Genomic DNA, 22,288 nt, shown 5'->3' on the forward strand with positions numbered 1-22,288 from the left:
TTGTTGAAAGTCATTCATAAAATTCAAAGCTCAAATTTAAAGCTATACATAGTTATGATAACACATTAGATTGCCGTTGAATAGTGGTTTGTGGAATAAAAATTTCCCTATCCACAAAAAAGAGCTGCCGATTACTCGACAACTCTTTTTTAATATCAGTTTATCTGTTGCTTTACAACCAATAAACATTATTTTGCGTCATAAACATATACTCCTGTGACTGTAGGTCTTCCGCTGAATGTCAAGCTAATCCATGGTGTTGCTGCATTTGCAATAACTCCGGCATCATTAATCTTGATTGCCTTTCCGTTGAAGTCCTTCAAATCAATGTCTAATATATCATTAAATGATGGAGTTCCGGCTGTTCCCAACTGGATATGTCCTACATTATCCTCACCCTTGTCATTGAAGTTTGCAGGATCTAAAGTTTCGTCTGCAAATTTCACTACTAAGTAAGGATTTGTATACTTTGTATAATCCAACTTGATAAACATCTGGTATCCTGTCGCATCAAACTGAACCTCTGTAGTATCTCCGTCTACTGTAGGAATGCATTTTGATACAGGTACAAAATCTTCTGCTTTAGAACCTGTTGAAGGATTTGCACTGTAACGGTCTGAACCAACGGCAGAATCTCCACCATTCTTATACCAGATACCTTCCCAGCTCCAAACAGGTGAAGTACTTGGTATATCTGTTACAACTTTAGATACATCAATCTTTCCTGTAACATTCTTAATATCTGTATTACCACTTGCATAAACACCTTCCGCATTTACATTTGTAGCATTCCAGAATTCTCCTAAATCTCTAAATTTAAGATTTCCGTTTGAACGGTCAAAGAACTGACCTGTTTCCCACATTACAGGTACAATATGGTACTGTCTGCACATTGTAAATGTATCTTCAAACCATTTACTAACACTACCTGTAACTGTCATCGGACTGCAAACTCCACATTCACCTAAAATAACAGCGTAACCGTCATCACTGAATTTTTTCAATGGTGAAAGTTCTTCTCTTAAATTAGCCTGATCACCATATGTATAAGAGCCACTGCCACCGTCACCACAGAAATCCCATGGGGTATAGTAATGTAAAGATACAAATAAACGATTCTTTCCATTGCAAGTCAAATCTGTTGGCATCTTAAATGGATTTTCTACTGTATATTTTTCTTTAACTCCATCGCCATCTTTATCCTCACTGTATGTAATTTCATTACAGGTATTTTTAATATTTGTATCAATGCCTGCTATCAACAGATGTCTGTATGCGTTGTTTCCTCCTGTTTTACGGATAATGTCTACAAATTTCTGGTTGATTTTATTTGTAGTCTTATACTGTTCCATAAGTGTCAAGTTTCCGGCCTGGGTATAATCTTTCGTATACTTTCCGCCTGACCACTTAGAGAGTTCGCTTTCGCTAGTTGTCTTAGAATATCCGGTATAGATACTGATTTTGTCATTTAATCTCTCACCTAATTCTTCATTTGCGCTCTCTAAAATAAGATGGTCAGAATAGTTTTTGAATCGGTTAGCAATCTGTGTCCAGTATCTTTCATAACGCTTCCAAGCATTGGCACGTACTGTTTCATTTGCAACTTTGTTTCCTGCTGCATCTTTTGTAGCCGCACCAAACTGACCCCACCACTGATTATCCCAGTGGTCATTGATAATAACATACATTCCCTGATTTAATGCCCAGTTTGTCAACTGCTCAACACGGGCAAGAAGTTTAGAATCAATTGTGTATGTTCCGTCATCCTTGTCACCGTTTGACCAGGCTACAGGAATACGCACTGTATTGATACCATAAGAATGAAGCTTCTCAAAATATTTTTCTGTAATCTCAGGCTGACCCCATGCTTTATCATAAGCAGTTTCATCTGTTCCTGCAATTACATCAAGTTTTGAGCCAACACCATAAACGGCTTCTTCAGTATTACCAAGGTTGATACCTGTTCCCATCTCGTACTGCTGTAAATACTGAGCACTGAGATCTCTTCTCATTGAACCGTTATCTTTTTTAGTAATCTTCTTTGTGCCGCCCTTTGGAGTAAAGCTGACAGCCTTATCACTTATGTTTGACTTGTCATTATACTTCATCTGTAATGTGACATTGTCTTTATTTGCAAAGCCTGTTACAACTTCTTTACTGCCATGACTAATGCCATCTGTCTCACTGCTTGTCTTGTACGCTTCCTCTTTTTCTACTGCTTTTACAGGATACAAAGTATCATAAACTGTTACTTTACACTTGAATGTCTTTGATTTTACTTTTTTCTTTCCTGTCTCAGTATACTTAACAACACATTTAACTGTTGCTTTTCCTTCAAGCACACCTTTCACAACACCCTTATTTGTAACAGTTGCTACACTCTTATCAGATGAAGAAAAACTTTTTGATTTAAGTTTACCATTCTTCACTGTAACTTTTAATGTCTGAGTCTTTCCGTGCTTTACCTTAACACTTGTCTTGCTTATTTTGACAACAGTTTTCTTTGCTGCCTGTGCTGTCGTCTTAGCACTCTGGTTGACACTTACACCTGTAACAACTAATGAAGCTATGAGAGATAATGACACTAAAGTTTTTCTGATATTTTTTCTCACAGTTATAGTCCGCCTTTCTAGTCTACTTTATTTTACTTTCTTATATCCTGATTTTTTAATCTGCTCAACTGTATATTTCTTGTTTGCAGCTTTTCCTGATACTTTAATTGTCTTTTTGCAGCCCTTAAATGCATTTTTGCTTACCTTAACTTTCTGATTAACAACAAGCTTAGTAATATTTTTGCAATTTAAGAATGCACTTGAACCGATTTTCTTTGTAGCTTTTGATAATGTAACTGACTGTAATTTTGTACATCCGCTAAATGCTTTAGAACCAATTGAAGCTGTAGCTTTGCCCGTTGCAAACGTCTTTAAGCTTGTGCAGCCTGCAAATGCGCTTGAACCAATACTCTTTATTACACTGTTCAACTTAACTGTTGTAAGATTCTTGCAGCCATTGAAAGTATTTGATGGAATTGACTTAATGTTAGCTGCTTTTGTTAAATCTACTGATTTTATGCTGCTTGCTTTAAATGCACCACTCTTAAGTCCTGTAACTTTATATGTTGCATTTGTAATTTTTGTCTCATTTACAGTATCCGGTAATTCAATTTCACTCTTTGCTTTTCCTTCTGCTGAAAGTCCTGTAAGCTGTACTTTTCCTTCTGTAGTTGAAGATGCCGGCTGAGTTACCTGATATGTAAAATCACCCTCTGAGAACTTCATTCCCATAGTTCCGGCTAAAGGAAGTTTTGACCAGTCACCACCGCTAATCTTGTATGAGATTTCGATGCTTGATGTAGGTAATACTTCTAATTTGTCATTTGCATTAAAAATTTCTGAAGCATCTGTTCCGTCTGCCGGTGCATAATTGTCTGCAATCATAAACTGATATCCGTCTTTTGCATCTGACTTATTAGGAGCTTCTTTTAATGTTCTTACAACCTTGCCATCAACCTTTAATGTGACGTCTGTTAATTTAACACCCTTGTTTGTCAATGGCACATCCACTGTAACATAAAGCATATTAAATGTTGTAGCTTTTGTTTCAGTACCCTTTTTAGAAATATTTTTCTTATTAACAAGGTCTATTCCTGAAATAGATGTTGTATACTCGCCTTCTGCTGACATAACCGGATTTACACTTGTAACATCTGTAGCTTCAACTTCTGCCTTATCAACCGGAAGCATTGCCTGTGTCTCATATTTATATGTCTTGTTTGTCAAGCCGTTTGAACTTAAAACAGGGTCACGGTAAGCATATGGTCCATCTGTCTGGAATCCTACATATGCTGTATATCCGTATGTTACTCCTGATACGTCTGCCTGATCATCTTCTGCTGCTGATGCAACATTGCCGACTGTTCCTGCACCAAGTGTTATGAGCATTGCAGCTGATAATGTTGTTGACATTAACTTTGAAAATAATTTTCTCATAATATTTGTTCCTCCTTTATATTGAACAAAGTTACCTATAAATTTTAAATAAAAATCCCAAGGCAAACTGCCCTGGAATTTTTATATTGACTCAATAATCTTCATTTTATTAAATAAAATTTCAAATTTTGATATAAAAAGCTATTTTTAAACCCAGTCAATTATTATTTAACTTTAACTGTAACTACTGCTTTCTTCTTTGCAGCTTTTACAGTAATCTTTGCAGTTCCTTTCTTAACACCCTTTACAGAAACTACAATCTTTCCTGCCTTAACAGTAGTCTTAACTACTTTTGCTACTTTCTTGTTGCTTGTTGTAGCTGTAACCTTATCTGTAGTCTTTTTCTTGCTGCTTGCAGCTGTTACTTTAACTGTTACATCAGCTTTCTTGCCTTTCTTTACAGAAACTGTCTTCTTTGCAGCTTTAAGTGATTTAACTGCATTCTTTGTTGTAGAAGGCTTTGTTGTTGGAGCTGGTGTTGGATCTGCTGGTGCAGGTGTTGGCTCAGCAGGCTTATTTGCTGGCTCATAATCCGGCTGAGTTGTATCAATGTTAATTAAAGATGAGTCTGTTCCTTCTGCATCCCAATCTCTAGCTGTGTCTCTAAGACCGATTGTAAACTGTACTTTAATCTCATAGAATGATGAAGGGAAGTTTGCCGGAACTTCAAAACCTGCTCCTACACCATCATTTCCCCATGTATTCCATAACTGGATACGACAGTCTTTGTCACCACCATAAACTACAGGCATATTTACAACTTTACCGTCAACCCATACAGTAACATCTTTAAATGTAACATAAGCTGCAATGTCCTTAAGATCAGCAATTGTCAATGCACAATAAGCCTGAGGATCTTCCTGAACTTCTTCCCATGTAGAAGATACTGTGTATGTTCCGGCACCTTTTATATCAGCCTTAACATTTGTACAATCATCGTTTCCACACCATCCGTTAGCCTGTGAGTCAAGCTGTGCTGTACCTACTAAATCAGCATCTGTAGGTGATCCTGCCGGTGCCGGTGTTGCAATTGCACCTGGTGTTGATGTATCTGCTGAAGCATCTTTTGCTTTTACCTCAAATGTTACTTTAATCTTATCTCCTGTTTTTATAGGAGCTACTTTATCTGTCTTGAAATCAATATCGGCATTCCAAGCATTGTGGATAACCATACGGGCACCGTCCCAGTCAGAAGGGGTAACATTCCAAGGAATGATGTCTCCATCATTAATCTGAATGCTCTTACCAACAACTTCAAAGTTATCAATACCTGTCTCTGCTACTGCTGCACTGTACTCTTTAGAAGTACCAAGAACTACAGCTGTACCATTGTCTGATTTAAACAAATCAGCAAGGTCTTTTGTTGCTTCTCCTGTAAGAGTATACTCACCAAAATCTTTAACCTCTACTGTATCACTTGCTGCACCTGCCCAGTCGGCAAATGTTCCAAAGCTCCATAACTCCGCCTTAAAGTTTGGCTTTGTATCTGCTGCTGATGACTTTGTCAAATTAATGCCTGCTCCTGCTGTGATTGCTAATGCAGCAGACATAACGATAGACAAAATTTTCTTTGTCTGTTTTCTCATTTTCAAATTCCTCCTTATCAATTAAAATTATTGAGTCTTTGTATATAAACAAATGCTATAACATATTTACCGAAACTTTGTTATTTAATAAAAGTCCCCATCACACCTTCATTTATATACATATATTTAAACATTAGATAATATATCAAATGTTTATATCTTTTTCAACTATGTTGCACAATTTCTACAAATATTATTTTGACATTTTGTAACACTTTGCACAACACTTCACTAAATACTAAACACATTAAAACATTAGAAATATGTAAGCGTAACCTTTGTAACTTTATTCTCCTAAATTATAAACCGTAATGCTTGTGACTACCGGAGCATTTCCAAATGTAAAATACATATATTTTCTTTCTGTGTCTGTCTGTAAAGTATTTAATATGCTTCCCGGAATTGAAACATATTTACCATTCCAAGCTTCATAATCCAAAGTAACCGTATCCTTAATAGAACCATTTATTTTCTTTGTTGTCGCAAATTGTACTTCTCCTACTGCATCTGCAGTATCTTCTTTGAATGTACAATATACAACAGGGTTTTTATATTTTGACCAATCAAGTTTTAAGAAAGATTGATACCCCCAATCGTTGAAAGTTATCTGCTCATTCTCACTAACACTCTCAGTCTTGATAAACTGCTCTATACCTGATGATGTTACAAGATTTCCATCTAATCCGATATTGCTTCCATCATTTTTCTTCCATTCACCTTTCCACTGGAATACCTGTTTTGCACTTTCAGGCAATGTTGTATAGTAATTTACATCTGCCTTCACAAAACCTGTATTGGAATTTATATTTGTGTCTCCACTGGCTCCTGTAATAGAATTATACATTTCTGCAACATCTTTAAACTGCATAACACATGCTTCACGGTCAAAGTATGTGCCCGGCGTATCCCACAAGAGAGGAATACAGCCATTCTTAGCTGCTATCTCCATAGTGTCCTGAAGCCATTTAGTTACACCATCCTGTAAAGGATTGCATACACCAAACTCTCCAACTATCACACCATATCCCTGATCTGTAAACTTCTTTAATTTAGCAAACTGTTTTTCTGTCGCTTCCTTGTCTTTTTCAGTGTATGTGGCACCGCTCATGCCATCTCCACAGAATTCCCACGGGTTATAATAGTGTACTGATACGCTAAGCTTTGTGTTGCCATTTCCTTCTACTGTATCTGTCGGCATCACATAGTTGCTACTTAATGTATTATTGATGTCTGTTCCAAATCCGGCAATCAAAAGATGACGATATTCATTATTTCCACCGGACTTTCTTACAACATTGACAAATGTCTGATTTATCTTGTTTGCTGTTTCGTAACACTCCTCAAGTGTCAATGTTCCTTTCAGATAATTTCCGTCATAAGTCTCTGTTTTCGGATTTATCGCTGTATTCAAACCTAGGTTTGCATCATTTATATGATTTGTAAGTTCCTCGTTGGCTGATTCAAAAATCAAATGGTCTGAATAATTTTTAAAACGCTCTGAAATCTGCGTCCAAATCGCCTCATACTTTTTCCATGCCTTTGCTCTGATAGTATCATCACTCGAGCCAAACATTCCCCACCATCCATAATCATAATGGTCATTGATAATTACATACATACCATTGTTCAATGCATAGTTTACAATTTCTTCTACCCTTCCAAGCATCTTATCGCTGATAGTATAATTTCCGTCTTTAGATATCATATTTGACCATGCTACCGGAATACGAATTGTATTAAATCCATAACTATGTACACTGTCTATATACTTCTGTGTAGTTATCGGTGCACTCCATGCCTGTTCAAAATCTGTAGCTTCTTTAAAGTTATCAATCTCGTCTATTGCCTTTGTAGCCTCCATAGTATTTCCAAGATTGATACCGGTTCCCATCTCGTTTTTGATAAGATACTGTGTCGATAAATCTTTACGCATCTCACCATTGTCTTTGACTGTCATGCTGTCCGATGTTCCCCCGGCAATAGAAACAGTCCTCTCAGGTCCGATATTTGATTTATCATTCCATTTTACAGTGAACTTCTCATCTGCAGAACTGACTGCACTGACTTTGACCTTTGTCTGAATGGTCTTTGTCTGATATGTTTTCTTGCCTGCAGCTTTGTACTGTACTTTGCAGGTAACAACTGTGTTTCCCGCTTTCACACCTGTAACAATTCCCTTTGCCGAAACTGTTGCAATTTTCTTATTCTTTGAAGTCCATACAAGCTTTTTAACTTTACTTATATTCTTTTTTGTAATCTGGCTCTTTAAAGATAAAGTTTTCTTTTCTTTAACTGTATAAGAACTTTTCTTAAATTTTAATGTAACTTTTTTGCTTGCCGCCTGTGCTGACTGCCTGGTAACATTTCCAGCCAAAACACTGCTAAATGCCATAACTGCCACTAATGCCAATGACAATAATCTGTTTGAATAAGATTTCCTCATACCTTGCTCTCTCCTCTCATTTCATCACTAACATTCATAGTATGTACATATTTTATTACAATCTTCTTAACATTTATATCCTAATTTTTAGATATATTGTACATGTTTTTTAGTATATTTTTATGTCATTTTAATGTATATTTACAAAAGATTTTATTTTTTTCATGGGATTTCCAGTAGATTAAAAAAATGTACCAAAAAAGAGCGTGTCTACAGACACGCTCTTTTTACCAGGCTTTTGTTTTGTCAAATCGCTTTCAGCTTTAATTTACTTCAACCCGGTCAATTATTTTACAACCACACTAACTTTTACAGATTTCTTACCATATTTGATTGTAGCAGTTGTCTTTCCTTTTTTAAGTCCTTTTACACTATATGTAATCTGACCCTTAGCAGTTTTCTTAACTGTTACTTTTGCAATCTTCTTATTCTTTACAGTAATCTTAATCTTATTTGTCTTAACTTTCTTAGTTACTTTTGCAAGTGCAACTGAATATTTAACTGTCTTATTCTTTTTAACATTTGCACTCTTTGCAACTGTTACTTTTATTGTAGCTTTCTTAGTACCTGCTTTAAGAGTTACTGTAGCTGTAGAACCCATAGTTGCTGTAGATTTAGCAGAAATTGTAACTGTCTTTTTAGTCTTGTTAACCTTAACTGTTACAGCCTTGTTGCTGCTTGAAACTTTAACTGTCGCATTTGATGTGTACTTAACTGTTGTTGTTTTTCCAGGTGCAACTGAAACAGCTTTTTTTGCAACTGTTACTTTTACTGCTGGTGTGTTTGTTGGTGCTGGTGTTTCTGTAACTGCTGGTGCACTTGTCACTTCCGGTGTCTCTGTAACTGCCGGTGCACTTGTTATTGCTGGTGCGCTTGTAATAGCCGGTGCACTTGTTACTGCCGAACCGCTGGCTACTGTTGTGTTTGTTGTAGTGTCTGCTGCTGCACTTTTTGTTCCCTCAAAACTTGCACCTGTAATAACCAATGCTGCTGAAAGAGCTAATGAAAGCGCTTTTTTTGTTCCCTGTGTTAATCTCATTAACTTATCCTCCTCTCCCTATATATAGGGGATATTTTTTATAAGGAAAAATAGTTTAGTTTTTACTAAAACTCAGCTATAATTTCCTATAACAAATTACATATTAACAGAACAGAAACGCTAATGGTATCGTTAATCTGCATAATATTTCACCGTTTTTCTCTTTTTTTATATGCATTTCGTATCCTATACAACCATTTTCACAAGATTTCCAGAAAATAAGCTTCATTTTATATCATTCTAAACAAAAAACAATTTTATTTTTATAAAACCGAATTTTGACATATAATTGCCTTAAACTATAAATTCTGTCATATTTTTCCTATACTCAATAGGAAGATTCTCCATCTGAAGTTTCTTATTTTCTCTTTCTTTTATTGCAATGCTATCGAAAAAAACTCTCCATAACTCAGAATATTCTTCCTTCGTTTCATGAAGCTCACATATCTTTTCCTCTTCATCTCTTGTCAGCAAACGTACTTCCCATCTTCCTGAAACATCATGAAATACCGCTTTATGGTGCCTTGCATCATATATTATAAACCATTCATTATTAAACCTGTCAGCAAAATGATTTGCAATATGTGCTGCTATGTCATTCTTTGGTTCTATCACAGCAAGCAAAAGCGGCGGTTTGTGAACAACTTCTTTAAACCGAAGTATCTCTATATATCTATGTGCCTCATTTTGAACACTTCTCACAAGAGTAAACATGTCCGAAACTTCCTGAAACTGAACTGCCATAACGACTTTTTCACCTATTGTAAATCCATATGTTATAAATTGATATATAATATCTCCCCTGCGTGAATCATCGCTTACAATAGCTTTCATAACATACTCATATACTTCATTTGATATTTTTTCCTTTACGGCACTGAGAACAGCATTCATCTTTTTTTCAGAACTTTCTACATCTACATACTCTGCAAACAGTTCCATACTATACATATATCTGTCCGACTGTGGCTGGATGCGTATATATTTATGTCCATAACCGGATATTCCCGCTTCATATATAGCACTGAATACCCCCACCTCATCATCCGAGCATCTGTATATGCGAATATTCTTTTCTTCCATATCCTGTTTTTTCCCTCCCTTTTTACAATTTCAATAACACATGCCAAACATCCTCGCCGTAGCCCGTTACGCCTGCGTTTTTTGACATGCACTCTCATAATCGCATTTTTGACAAATATATCAAAAAGTTAATTTTCACCGAAAGTCATTGATACAGCACACTAGCCAAGCGAAAAATCATCAAACAACGTAAGCTGCTTATATGTTATATCCTGTCCGAAACCTTTCATAATATCGCCTTCATTTGCCACGAGATTTCTCGTAATATAATCCTCATCCACTTTCAAAAAGTTGTACATCATCTTTCCATTGCATGTTATAAAAAACACTGCACGCTTTAAGACAACTCCTATCTTCTTTAAAGTATCAAAATCAAGCTGTCCCGTTTTTCTAGCTCTGACTATGCGCCCTGCTGATTTAACACCAATTCCCGGAACTCTAAGAAGCGTATCATAATCTGCCGTATTTATCTCGACAGGAAAATCTTCTAAATGTCCAAGTGCCCAATCACATTTCGGGTCAAGATATGTGTTAAAAAACGGTCTTTTTTCAGACAGCAGTTCATTAGCTTCAAATCCGTAATACCTGAGAAGCCAATCCGCCTGATATAACCTATGCTCTCTGCGAAGCGGCGGGTCTTTCTCCAATGCCGGAAGTGTACTGTCATTATTTACATTTATGAATGCAGAATAAAATACTCTTTTTAAATCAAATTTCTTGTACAAAGCCTCAGATACAGATATAATTTCAAAATCACTCTCACCTGTAGCTCCTATAATCATCTGTGTACTCTGACCCGCCGGAACAAACCCCCTGTTTGTTTCGGCTTTATTCCACATAGTAAGTGCACCGCCTCTGTCCGGTACCTCAGGCAGAATATTGGTATTTTTCTGAAAATCTGTTTTCTGCTTTGGCAATATGGATACCTGCATTCTATCTGCTTTCTCATATTCTCCTCCAACAAACTCTAACTGTCCCCTATCCTTTTTCAGCAGACTATAATCCTTTTTTGTCAGAGCATCATCCATATGGCGTCCCAGCCTCTTCGATGTATGCCAATACGCACTCCTGTTTCCGCCTTTCATGCCAAGTTTTTCCATACTCTCTGCCATTCCGAGCTGAATCTGTCTCATAGGTGTCAATATATTTTTTCTTGATTTATTTGGAGCCAGTTCTTTTAATCCAGCCTCTGTCGGAAGTTCAAGATTTACACTCATCCTGTCAGCATACCACCCCGCAAGTTCTACAAGTTCCTGCGAAGCACCCGGAATAGCTTTGCAATGTATATAACCATTAAATCTATGAACCACTCTTAAATCATGCAAAGTCTTACATATCAGTTCCATAGTATAATCAGGTGAATATAAAATACCTGAACTCAAAAATAAACCTTCTATATAATTTCTGCGATAAAACTCCATGGTGAGACGGCAGACTTCTTCCGGTGTAAATGAAGTTCTCGGTACATCATTTGATACACGGTTTATACAGTATTTGCAATTGTAGATACATTCATTCGTAAAAAGTATCTTGAGTAAAGATATGCATCTTCCATCAGCTGCAAAACTGTGACAAATTCCACATGATACAGCATTTCCCAGCTCGCCTTTTACTCCGTCACGATGTACTCCGCTTGATGTACACGCCACATCATATTTAGCCGCATCTGATAAAATCTGTAATTTTTTCATAAGACTCATATCATTTTCCAGTACCATTGCTCCACCCCTCTTCCGAACTTTTGTTCCAAACGTTTGTTTTATTCTAACATCTTATTTTTTCAAAGTCAACATCTAATTCTTTACATCTTTTTGACACAGCATACAAATATACTGTAGTATATAATCGTTACCGTTTATACTGACAGCGAATAATTAATAATTGATTTTTGTTATAACGGTAACATAAAATTCAAACTACGGAGGACACACATGAAAAAGAAATTTTTATCAAAATTACTGATATGTTCATTGATTATGCAATCAGTCTTTTTATTTTCAGATACAACATATTTTTTAAACAACACACACGTTTCTGCCGCTATTACAGGCAAAAGCCCATTTACAAGTTCAACCTACACCCACAACGACATTTTTAAAAACTATAATATCTACAATGGAATAGATGTTTCAAAATATAATGGCGACATAAATTGGGATAAAGTAAAAAAGGACGGTGTCGATTTTGTCATTGTCCGTGTCGGTTACAGAGGATACGGAAAATCCGGTACTTTATGTACCGATCCTAATTATAAAGCTAACATCGAAGGTGCTCTGGCTGCCGGAATTAAAGTCGGTGTTTATTATTTCACCGAAGCTCTTACAACCGATGAAGCACGCGAAGAAGCCGAATTTTGCATAAGTAAAATAAAGGATTATAATATAACACTTCCTGTTGCTATCGATTATGAATACCCAACTGACGGCAAAAATCCTATCGGAAGAATGTATAATGCGAAATTAACCAAAGCAGAAGCAACGGCAAATGTAAAGGCTTTTTGTGCTGCCGTAAAAAAAGCCGGATATACCCCTCTTGTATATGCAAACAAAAGTGATTTATCAAGTCTAATAAACGGCAAAACAATCGGAAACACTTATAAAGTATGGCTTGCAAACTATACCACAAAGACAACATACGCAAACAGCTATGAATACTGGCAGTATACAAGCAGCGGAAAAGTGAACGGCATAACAGGAAAAGTCGATTGCAACTTTTGGTATACCAAAAAAAGTATAGATACAGCAGAAGCTACCTCATCACCTGTCATAACCCCAACTAATACACCAAAGCCTACTGCTAAACCGACTACTAAGCCTACTGTTAAGCCGACCGCTAAACCGACCGTAAAGCCTACTGTTAAACCGACTGCCAAGCCTACCGTTAAACCCACAACAACTCCTGCTTCGACTACAAAAATAAGTGCTCCAAAACCATTTAAGGCTGTTTCAACATCAAAATCAATTACGCTCAAATGGACTGCTCCGAAAAATGCAACCGGATTTGAAATATACAGAAAAGATTTTTATGATGGAAAATACAAGAAAGTCAAAACAATAAACAATGTAAAAACGCAAAAATACGTTGATAGCAACGTCGAAAATTACCACGAATATTATTATAAAATAAGAAGTGTAAATTCAAAGTCAGCAAAAAAACTGTACAGCAATTATCTTTCACTTACGGTTTCTGCCATGCAGCACAAAGCAGCCATAACAACATCTTCTTTGAAACTTTTAAAGAAGCCTTCTGCTCAGGCAGATACACTTAAAACACTTCCCAAAAAATTCATACTTGAATATACGGGCAAAACCACTTATAAAAATAATACGACATTTTTACATATGTACTATTATACAAAAAACAAAAAATACAATTGCTGGCTGCCGGCTGATTCAAAGTTAAAATATTATAAAGGTGGAACAGCTAAAACTTCAACTAAACTGCTTAAAGAAGCAAAATCTATTACAAATGCAATAGTTAATGTTCCGTCAGGCTCATACGTGGCTGTTCTCAGCACCAAAAAAGTCGGATTGCTAAGTTTTTATAAAGTAAGATATTCCGACTCAAGTAAATCATATGTCGGATATGTAACTGCCAAACATATAGTTTTACAATAATTTTGATACAAAAAAGCAGCAGAAAACATTATTAACAATTTGTTTTCTACTGCTTTTTAAATTAAACTTTATTATTTATAATCAAACTTAAATACTGTAACGGACATTGGCGGAAGATTAAATTCTATAGAATAATCTTTTCTTTCGCATTCAATTTTTTCCGCTTTTATTGTCTTTTTAATGTTTGCTCCTGTTCCTCCGAACTTTTCATCATCAGACGATAAAACTTTCACATAATCTCCTGCACACGGCACTCCTGTACGATATTTCTCATATGATACCGGTGTAAAGTTACACACAAATAATAACTGATTTTTTGCAGAACTTCCACGCCGCACAAAGCTCACTGTACTCATGTCGGCATTGTCGCAGCTCATCCACTCAAAACCAATAGGCTCACAGTCATTCACATACATTGCATCATATTTTTCATAAAGTTTATTGAGCTCTCTGACATACGCCTGCATCTTCTGGTGCATATCATAATCAAGAAGTTCCCAGTCAAGACTGCGTTTTTCACTCCACTCTCTAAACTGTGCAAATTCCTGTCCCATAAAAAGAAGCTTCTTTCCCGGATGACCGTACATAAATCCATACGCTGTACGAAGATTGGCAAATTTCTCCTCGTATTCACCGGGCATTTTCTCTATCATTGAACATTTTCCATGAACAACCTCGTCATGAGAAAGTACCTGAATAAAGTTCTCACTATATGCATATTGCATGCTGAAAGTCAATTTGCCGTGATTATTTGCTCTGAAATAAGGGTCAAGCTTCATATACTCAAGGAAATCATTCATCCATCCCATATTCCATTTAAATAAAAATCCAAGACCGTTCATTGAAACCGGTGATGTAACACCTGCCCACGCAGTTGACTCCTCAGCTATTATCTCGGTTCCCGGACATTGTTTCTCAAACTGTTCATTCATATGTCTGAAAAGATTTATGGCGTCGTAATTTTCATTGCCGCCTTTTTCATTTGGAAGCCACTCTCCATCATCTTTTCCATAATCAAGATATAACATCGATGCAACCGCATCAACTCTAAGTCCGTCAACATGAAACTCCTTGAGCCAGAAAAGTCCATTTGCAACAAGGAAATTCTCAACCTCTCTCTTGCCATAATTGAAGATGTAAGTGCCCCAATGAGGGTGCTCGCCCCTTCTCGGATCAGGATGTTCATAAAGAGGCTGTCCGTCAAATCTTCCAAGACCATGTTCATCTTTAGGAAAATGCGCCGGTACCCAGTCAAGAATTACATGAATGCCTTTTTCATGCATATAATCAACAAAATACATAAAATCTTTAGGTGTTCCGTATCTTCTTGTAGGTGCATAATATCCGGTCACCTGATATCCCCATGAACCGTCAAACGGATGCTCTGCTATACCCATAAGCTCAACATGGGTATAGCCCATCTTTTTAACATACTCCGCAAGCATAGGTGCCATTTCACGATAAGTATAAAATCCATCTTCCGTTCCGTCATCCTTTTTACGCCACGAACCGATATGAACTTCATATATTGCCATAGGCTCTCTGCGAAGCTCGTCCCTGTCTTTCTTTTCACGCTCACGCATCCACTTTGTATCATTCCATTTGAAGCCACTTATATCCGCAACAACAGATGCATTTGCAGGGCGAAGTTCTGAACAATTCGCATACGGGTCTGATTTCATAAGAACTTCACCTGTTCTTGTAAGTATCTGATATTTATAAATTGCCCCGGGCTCAACCCCAGGAATAAACAATTCATAAACACCCGAAACCTGAAGTGTTCTCATAAGATGAATTCTTCCATCCCACATATTGAAACTTCCTGCTACACTTACCGCTCTTGCATGAGGTGCCCATACTGCAAAATATGTGCCTTTTACGCCATTTATAGTCATAGGATGCGCACCTAATTTTTTATATATTTCGTAATGTTTGCCCTCTGCAAAATAATATAAATCCTCATCACCAATCTGTGGTTCAAAACAATATGGATCTACATATTCAATAATATCATTTTCAGAATACTGAACTTTCACTTTGTATGGAGCTCTGTAATTCTTTCTTGGAATATATTTTCCAAAAAATCCTGAACTCTCACCTATTTCTTCTAATTCAAGTTCATTTTTTCCCGACATATCAGTTATAAAAACTCTCTCAGCTTCAGGTCTGTATATAGTAAAAACCTGACCTCTGCCAAAGCTGTGCAATCCCAGTAAATTATGCGGTGCATTATGTCTGCCCTCAAGCAGTTCATCATATTCAACCCAGTTTATCCACTGGTCCATCTTTTCCTGCATACGCTTTCCCCCAAATCTTTTTTAGGAAAAGCGGACATTTTGTACCCACTCTTCCTTTAATAATTTGATGCCAAGGTCAAAATCCCTTTTGACCCCTGCATCATAATTTTGATTGATAATTAAAATGTGCTTAAATCAAATCGTCAACAGCTTTTGCCATCTGCTCAGATTTTTTATCTGCATCTTCAAGAGATGTTCCGACAACACCATAGTAGAATTTAATCTTTGGCTCTGTTCCTGAAGGTCTTACACACATCCATACATTATCTTCCATATCAAAATAAAGTACATTTGACTTTGGAAGGCCTGTAGGTTTAACCTCACCTGTTGCAAGGTCAGTAATAGTATCTGCCTGATAATCCCTAAATGAAAGTACCTTGTGTCCATCAATTTCCTTAGGCGGATTCTTGCGAAGGTCTGACATGATTTCCTGAATTTTTGCAAGTCCCTCAATACCTTTCATGGTAACTGCTTTTACGCCATCCTTGCAATATCCGTATCTCTCATACATTGCAATCATTGCATCCCAGAGTGTCATATTCTTTGTCTTATAGTAAGCTGCTGCCTCACAAAGAGCCATAGTTGCAACGATAGCATCCTTATCTCTTGCATGAGTACCGATAAGGCATCCGTAACTCTCCTCAAATCCAAACAGATATGTACCTTTACCTGTTGTCTCAAAATTAAGTATCTGCTGTCCTATATATTTAAATCCTGTAAGAACTTCTATAAGCTCTACTCCATAATATTTAGCAATCTCATCTGCAAGATTTGATGTAACAATTGTCTTGATAAGTTTTCCGTCATCAGGAAGTCCCTTTGTTTCCTTAATCTGAGAAATCTCATAATCAGCAAGAAGGCAGCCTGACATATTTCCGGTAAGTGTAATGTACTCACCTGACTTTGTATCTTTTACATAAACACCAAGTCTGTCTGCATCCGGGTCAGTTGCAAGAACGAGGTCCGCATCTTTTTCTTTTGCGAGTTTAAGTGCAAGTTCAAATGCTTCTGCTGCCTCAGGATTCGGATAACTTACAGTTGGGAAATCTCCGTCCGGAAGTTCCTGTTCAGGCACAACATAAACATTTTTAAATCCAAGTTCTTCAAGAACACGTCTTGCCGGAATGTTTCCTGTACCGTGAAGAGGTGTATAAACAATTTTAAGCTTGTCTCCCATCTCTTTAATGCTGTCCCAATGGATAACCTGTTTTTTAAGCTCTTCAATATATTTATCATCTATATCCTTGCCAATCTGCTGATATAATCCCTGTTTAACAGCATCTTCCTTAGCCATTGTCTTAACTGTGTTGTAATCCGTAACAGCTTTAACTTCATCCATAATACCTGTATCATGAGGCGGTGTAATCTGAGCACCATCTTCCCAGTACACTTTATAGCCATTATACTCAGGCGGATTGTGACTTGCTGTAACATTTATTCCTGCAACACATTTAAGCTCTCTTACCGCATATGAAAGTTCTGGTGTAGGTCTGAGTGATTCAAATACATATGCCTTGATTCCATTTGCCGCAAGACAAAGTGCAGCTTCATCTGCAAATTCAGGTGACATATGACGTGAGTCATATGCTATAGCAACTCCCTGCGACTGCTTGCCCGCTTTTATAATATAATTAGCAAGTCCCTGTGTAGCCTTGCGTACTGTATAGATGTTCATACGGTTTGTACCGGCACCGATAACACCTCTAAGTCCGGCTGTACCAAACTCAAGGTCCTGATAAAAACGTTCCTTAATTTCGTTGTCATCATCTGCTATAGCTTTAAGTTCAGCTTTTGTCTCCTCATCAAAGTAAGGGTTTGAAAGCCATGACTCATAAATCTCTTTGTAATCCATCTTGTATATCCTCCTATTTCTGCTCATTTTATATTTATTTATCAGCATCCTCAATCAAATCCGAAAATGAAAGTTTTGCATTCTTATCATCATCCAGAATATCAATTGAGTAGCTTTTTGTCTCATAACCTGTCTTGCTCAAAGTAATCGTCTGTGAGCCTATAACTTTTGTAAACTTGCAGGGAACAATTCCCTTATAAACATTGTCCAGATAAACCTCTGCGCCCTCCGGTGCAGTTACTGATATGGTATGTTTACTATCAATTTTTCTTGTCTGGCTTTTTGCTGTTGCCGTCGGTGCTGCCGTGGCTGCCGCTGTACTCTCAGGAGACTGTGTAGCTGCCGATGCAGTATCTTCTTTCGGCTCAAGACTTATATTTATGGTCTTGTCCGCCTCTGCAACAGTAAGCCGTCCGGTATAAGTATTATAGCCATTTAAACTTGCCGTAACAGAATATGTTCCATAATTTAAAGAAATTGGTTTGCTGTAATCAATTCTTGTTCCGTTTATAAACAAGTCTGCACCCTGCGGGTCAACATTGAAACGTACACTTCCGACATTCTTCACGCTTTTTCTGTAATCACTAAAATCAAGCGTACTCTCCTTGTCCTCTTTCACCGTGACAGTCTTACTTGCTTTTGCCGCACCCTTGCTTATCGTGATACGATATGTTCCACAGCTGACTGTTATAAGCATATTTTTTGTAACAGGCAATATTATATCATCATCAATATTTATCATACCGCCCAAAAAATCACTGTAATTTAACAAATGTATATAACCGTGTCCCTCCGTTCTCACAACAGAGTACACTTTGTATCCTACTCCGCGTACCGTAAGTTTGTCCTTATCACTGAGTTCCAGCATATCTATCTTTTTATCATCAATAGAGCCAAAATATGTCTGTTCGGAATACTGATAAAGCTCTCCTGCAACTTCCATTGAACACTCCTCAGTATCAAAAGTAAACTTATCTACATCACTGTATTCCCACGCATCATCCGGCACTTTCATGGAGACAACTCTTGCGTCATCCGTTCTGTATGTGGTTTCCATTATCTGACCCAGCTCAAGCTCATCCCCATCAATCTCTTCTTTATACTTATCAGTAATCTCAGAAGATGCATCATAGTTCATGATAGTGTCAACATCCGTATCAATTTCTCTGACTGAAATCTGCCTGAGTTTTTTATCTATGCGTGTAATAATTCCTGTGAAGCTCTGTGTTTCTATAGGTTCAGCTGTCTGCTGCTGACCTTTTTGGTAATTTGAGGACTTTCCACATCCCATCAAGACCCCCGCAAAAGCCATAATTATAAGCATTAGGCATATCAGCCTGAACCTTATACTTTTGTACATCAATATATCCCCCCAAATCAAAAAGTCAGTGCACAGCCTGCTTTTTCTGACCTACACTGTACCTTTTGATTATACCTCAAAACTGCTTAAAAAAAAAGTCAAACTGTCAAATCTTTTATCTTAGCGATAAATTTTTGTCTGTCACTTTCCTGATTCCTTATTTTTTCAAGTTTTTCATAATTTTTTTCCGAAATCCACGTCTTTTTGCCATTATAATAAAAATTAACCAGTTTCCAATATTTCTCCGGATACATCAAAAGTGCATATAACATTTCCAGTTCACCCGTTTCCATTTCCCTGCTGTTAATATATGCCGTAACAATTGATATACCCATGTCACTGTTCCAGCTGTTTTTTTCCATGGTTTTTCTAATCCAGTCATAAAGGTCCGTAACCTGAAGCCCCACTGCCGCTTTTTCAAAATTAGATGTAATTATATTTTCTCCTGCAAATGAAATATTATGATAATTATAACTTCCATGAATTATTCTGTTTTCACTGATTGTCTTTTCACATAATTTATCCGCATTGCATTTTTTAATATACTCAAGTGCTTCTAATCCCTGATTGTAAAATTCCTTAAACGAGTTCAAAATACTTATTTCCATGCGGTTTTTCTTCTTTTTTGCTTTAATATAACTATTTACACGCTTCATTTCATTGTTGTGTTTTTCAAACATAGAAATAATATCAATTTTAGATGTGTTTAATTTGATAGCCAAATCCGTAGAAAGTCTCATATATTTATGTAAATACGCAAGATGTGATGCTGCCATGCAAACCTGTTTTTCATCTTTTATGTCACATTCCTGTGATTTAAACCATCTTCTAACTACCCATTTTCCGCCACATGGGTCATCACTTATATATTTTTCAGAATTATTTTTCAAAGCAATGTCTACATATTCATATCCATTTTCGACCAACCGTTCTTTTACGTTTTCCTCGAAAAATATTTTTGTCTCATCTCCAAGATATGGTTTCACAACATAAAACCTGTCTCCACTCTCGATAACCACCGAACCTCTGACACGCCTTCTTGTTCTTATATCAAGCTCATATTGTTTAAGCACTTCATCAACTTTCTCATCCATTCCCATAAAAAAACACCTCCATAACATACCTGACTAACAGACACATCCATGCGGTACAATATATGTACCTGTACATTTGTATCTTATTCAAGGTATGCTATAGAGGTAAACTTTAGAACCCTATCACTGAAACCAAAAATAAAACCAGCATTTATAAGAGAATGCTGAATTCACAAATTAGGAGCTTCACCGCTTTAGGTATTAGTTAGTACTTTTATACTTAATTTTATCGTATATGAATTGATTATTTTTTTTATCGTATTTCAATGTCTGAACAATCTCACCTATCTTATTTCCTACTGTTCCAATCGAAATATCATCACCTATTTGTATTTTCCCATTTTCTATTTTACATTTTCGTATTCCTACTATACCTTCTAATTTTTTTCCGGGCACATCTTGTTTACTACAAACTTGTTGTCGAAAATCTACTGCCGAAACTTCCACAACTAAATTTTTTTCTCTATCAGCAGATATTGAAACATCGTTATCTTCCCATAGCGAGTCAGGCGTAGATATTTCCGACCATTCTCCATTTGTCTTTCCAAATATTTGAATATCGCACGATACTCCAGACGCACCACCTTCTAAAAACATTACAATTTCTTTTCTGCCATCCCCCGTAACATCTGCTAATTTTATATCAGGATGCGCATACCCGGCTCCTATAGCAACTCTTTTTAACATAACCTTTTTTCCGTTTAAAGTAATATTGGTATCTGTTACATCATTTTCATTTTGGCTAATAATCAATTTTTGGCTGCTATTGCCAATATTTATTGCTTTCTCACATATGTTTTCATATTTTGCTGCTAAACCAGATGACATATTTGTTGTATCACTTACAGATGTCTCTTTTGCAAAATTCCGATTTACAAATTGCCTTGATAACGCTCCAATTACCGTTATAAACACTATCGTCGCTATCATAGAAACAAATAATCTTTTCATACTTTTAATCACCTCTCAATAACAATAAATAGACATGTTTTCTCTCTACCCTATATTTCTCTACCCTATTTGTAAGATAATATCTCCATTTATTTTTGTCAACAATGTTTCTGCTTGAATTATTCTCGCTGTGGCTTTTTAACGCAAAGATTGATAAAGAATATTTTTCTTGTTTTTTGTAATTATATAAAAAACAGCCACAGAAAACACGATAAAATCGTGATTTTCTGTGGCTATTATTTTTTTTAATAATGTTTGAAGTTGTTATCCTTCAATTGCAATATATTTATGTTCATCTACTTTCTTCTCAGGCTCTTTTTTCGGAACAAAAAGTTTCAAAATACCGTGTTTAAATTCAGCTTTAACATCTTCCTGTTTAACAGCCTCACCAACATAGAAACTTCTCTGGCATGCTCCTGCATAACGCTCTTTGCGAATATATCTTCCGCTTTCTTTCTCTTTTTCGTCCTTATCAAGACCCTTAGCTGCACTGATAGTTAAATAACCGTCCTCAATAGAAGCATTTATTTCATCTTTAGTAAAGCCAGGCAAATCAATTTCAAGCTCATAACCATCTTTTTTCTCTTTAATATCAGTTTTCATGATTCTTCCTGCTTTTTTACCATATAACTTCTTCTCGGTATTTTTCATGCTCTTGTCGAAATCATAAAATGGAAACTCATCAAACCAATCATCAAACAAATTTTCTCCAAAAATACTAGGCATTAACATAAGTCATCTCTCCTTTTCATATATGCTTTATTACCTTGTTTCATGGAACCGGGATGTTTCAGCAACTCAGAAGATTTCTTTTTTATTTCAATCTTCAAATTCAATTGTATGATTGAAATTCTTTTCTTCTTTTTGTTCCCTTCCTTTGTTCTGATTATGTTATATCACTTTTATTAGCACTCGTCAAGAGTGAGTGCTAATAAATTTTGTGAACTTTTTGTGTCCTGTTAATAATTTCGCCTGCA

14 protein-coding genes are annotated in these 22,288 nt (G+C 36.4%); 1 reads left to right on the forward strand and 13 read right to left on the reverse strand.

The features are described from left to right. Positions 1 to 188 precede the first annotated feature (188 nt). The 7 genes from ACZLXV_RS00395 to ACZLXV_RS00425 form a co-directional block, all read right to left on the reverse strand. Positions 189 to 2,612 carry a cellulase family glycosylhydrolase gene (locus ACZLXV_RS00395; RefSeq protein WP_482382151.1) on the reverse strand — a complete coding sequence of 808 codons (2,424 nt, stop codon included), beginning with the start codon at positions 2,610 to 2,612 and terminating at the stop codon, positions 189 to 191. 27 nt (positions 2,613 to 2,639) lie between these two features. Continuing rightward, entirely contained in the window at positions 2,640 to 3,989 is a 1,350-nt protein-coding gene (locus tag ACZLXV_RS00400) for a leucine-rich repeat domain-containing protein (protein ID WP_482382152.1), read from the reverse strand. Between the two features lie 164 nt (positions 3,990 to 4,153). Continuing rightward, positions 4,154 to 5,575, reverse strand: coding sequence for a hypothetical protein (locus ACZLXV_RS00405; protein WP_482382153.1), 1,422 nt, complete (start codon positions 5,573 to 5,575; stop codon positions 4,154 to 4,156). Positions 5,576 to 5,861: 286 nt separating this feature from the next. Next, the gene (locus ACZLXV_RS00410; protein WP_482382154.1) at positions 5,862 to 8,018 is read right to left on the reverse strand and encodes a cellulase family glycosylhydrolase; all 2,157 of its coding nucleotides are present in this window, start codon (positions 8,016 to 8,018) and stop codon (positions 5,862 to 5,864) included. A 286-nt stretch (positions 8,019 to 8,304) separates the two neighbouring features. Continuing rightward, positions 8,305 to 9,057, reverse strand: a complete 753-nt coding sequence (locus tag ACZLXV_RS00415) for a hypothetical protein (protein ID WP_482382155.1) — start codon at positions 9,055 to 9,057, stop codon at positions 8,305 to 8,307. A gap of 294 nt (positions 9,058 to 9,351) precedes the next feature. Further along, positions 9,352 to 10,140: a TIGR03915 family putative DNA repair protein gene (locus ACZLXV_RS00420; protein ID WP_482382156.1), complete on the reverse strand. Its 789-nt coding sequence runs from the start codon at positions 10,138 to 10,140 to the stop codon at positions 9,352 to 9,354. Positions 10,141 to 10,301: 161 nt separating this feature from the next. Next, positions 10,302 to 11,858, reverse strand: a complete 1,557-nt coding sequence (locus ACZLXV_RS00425; RefSeq protein ID WP_482382157.1) for a putative DNA modification/repair radical SAM protein — start codon at positions 11,856 to 11,858, stop codon at positions 10,302 to 10,304. 213 nt (positions 11,859 to 12,071) lie between these two features. Between ACZLXV_RS00425 and ACZLXV_RS00430 the strand changes: the two genes are divergently transcribed. Further along, positions 12,072 to 13,757 (forward strand): GH25 family lysozyme, encoded by a 1,686-nt coding sequence (locus ACZLXV_RS00430; protein ID WP_482382158.1) that lies wholly within the window; start codon positions 12,072 to 12,074, stop codon positions 13,755 to 13,757. Between the two features lie 71 nt (positions 13,758 to 13,828). On the opposite strand, the gene glgB is transcribed toward ACZLXV_RS00430, so the two are convergent. The 6 genes from glgB to ACZLXV_RS00460 all read right to left on the reverse strand — a co-directional run bounded on the left by glgB (position 13,829) and on the right by ACZLXV_RS00460 (position 22,043). Then, positions 13,829 to 16,054, reverse strand: coding sequence for a 1,4-alpha-glucan branching protein GlgB (gene glgB / locus ACZLXV_RS00435; RefSeq protein ID WP_482382159.1), 2,226 nt, complete (start codon positions 16,052 to 16,054; stop codon positions 13,829 to 13,831). Positions 16,055 to 16,184: 130 nt separating this feature from the next. Further along, complete coding sequence (locus tag ACZLXV_RS00440) at positions 16,185 to 17,906, reverse strand: phospho-sugar mutase (RefSeq protein ID WP_022225356.1); 1,722 nt, start codon at positions 17,904 to 17,906, stop codon at positions 16,185 to 16,187. A 34-nt stretch (positions 17,907 to 17,940) separates the two neighbouring features. Continuing rightward, complete coding sequence (locus tag ACZLXV_RS00445; RefSeq protein ID WP_482382160.1) at positions 17,941 to 19,266, reverse strand: PEGA domain-containing protein; 1,326 nt, start codon at positions 19,264 to 19,266, stop codon at positions 17,941 to 17,943. Positions 19,267 to 19,364: 98 nt separating this feature from the next. Beyond that, positions 19,365 to 20,366 (reverse strand): hypothetical protein, encoded by a 1,002-nt coding sequence (locus ACZLXV_RS00450; protein ID WP_482382161.1) that lies wholly within the window; start codon positions 20,364 to 20,366, stop codon positions 19,365 to 19,367. Between the two features lie 195 nt (positions 20,367 to 20,561). Then, the gene (locus ACZLXV_RS00455; protein WP_482382162.1) at positions 20,562 to 21,311 is read right to left on the reverse strand and encodes a hypothetical protein; all 750 of its coding nucleotides are present in this window, start codon (positions 21,309 to 21,311) and stop codon (positions 20,562 to 20,564) included. Between the two features lie 264 nt (positions 21,312 to 21,575). Beyond that, positions 21,576 to 22,043, reverse strand: coding sequence for an Hsp20/alpha crystallin family protein (locus ACZLXV_RS00460; RefSeq protein WP_022225352.1), 468 nt, complete (start codon positions 22,041 to 22,043; stop codon positions 21,576 to 21,578). Between the last annotated feature and the right edge of the window lie 245 nt (positions 22,044 to 22,288).

It is taken from the genome of Butyribacter sp. (assembly GCF_056818865.1).

Bases quoted from the DNA above. Each gene is read 5' to 3' on its own strand.
- ACZLXV_RS00400 (WP_482382152.1), bottom strand. From the start codon at position 3,989: ATGAGAAAATTATTTTCAAAGTTAATGTCAACAACATTATCAGCTGCA.
- ACZLXV_RS00405 (WP_482382153.1), bottom strand. From the start codon at position 5,575: ATGAGAAAACAGACAAAGAAAATTTTGTCTATCGTTATGTCTGCTGCA.
- ACZLXV_RS00410 (WP_482382154.1), bottom strand. From the start codon at position 8,018: ATGAGGAAATCTTATTCAAACAGATTATTGTCATTGGCATTAGTGGCA.
- ACZLXV_RS00415 (WP_482382155.1), bottom strand. From the start codon at position 9,057: ATGAGATTAACACAGGGAACAAAAAAAGCGCTTTCATTAGCTCTTTCA.
- ACZLXV_RS00420 (WP_482382156.1), bottom strand. From the start codon at position 10,140: ATGGAAGAAAAGAATATTCGCATATACAGATGCTCGGATGATGAGGTG.
- ACZLXV_RS00425 (WP_482382157.1), bottom strand. From the start codon at position 11,858: ATGGTACTGGAAAATGATATGAGTCTTATGAAAAAATTACAGATTTTA.
- ACZLXV_RS00430 (WP_482382158.1), top strand. From the start codon at position 12,072: ATGAAAAAGAAATTTTTATCAAAATTACTGATATGTTCATTGATTATG.
- glgB (WP_482382159.1), bottom strand. From the start codon at position 16,054: ATGCAGGAAAAGATGGACCAGTGGATAAACTGGGTTGAATATGATGAA.
- ACZLXV_RS00440 (WP_022225356.1), bottom strand. From the start codon at position 17,906: ATGGATTACAAAGAGATTTATGAGTCATGGCTTTCAAACCCTTACTTT.
- ACZLXV_RS00445 (WP_482382160.1), bottom strand. From the start codon at position 19,266: ATGTACAAAAGTATAAGGTTCAGGCTGATATGCCTAATGCTTATAATT.
- ACZLXV_RS00450 (WP_482382161.1), bottom strand. From the start codon at position 20,366: ATGGGAATGGATGAGAAAGTTGATGAAGTGCTTAAACAATATGAGCTT.
- ACZLXV_RS00455 (WP_482382162.1), bottom strand. From the start codon at position 21,311: ATGAAAAGATTATTTGTTTCTATGATAGCGACGATAGTGTTTATAACG.
- ACZLXV_RS00460 (WP_022225352.1), bottom strand. From the start codon at position 22,043: ATGTTAATGCCTAGTATTTTTGGAGAAAATTTGTTTGATGATTGGTTT.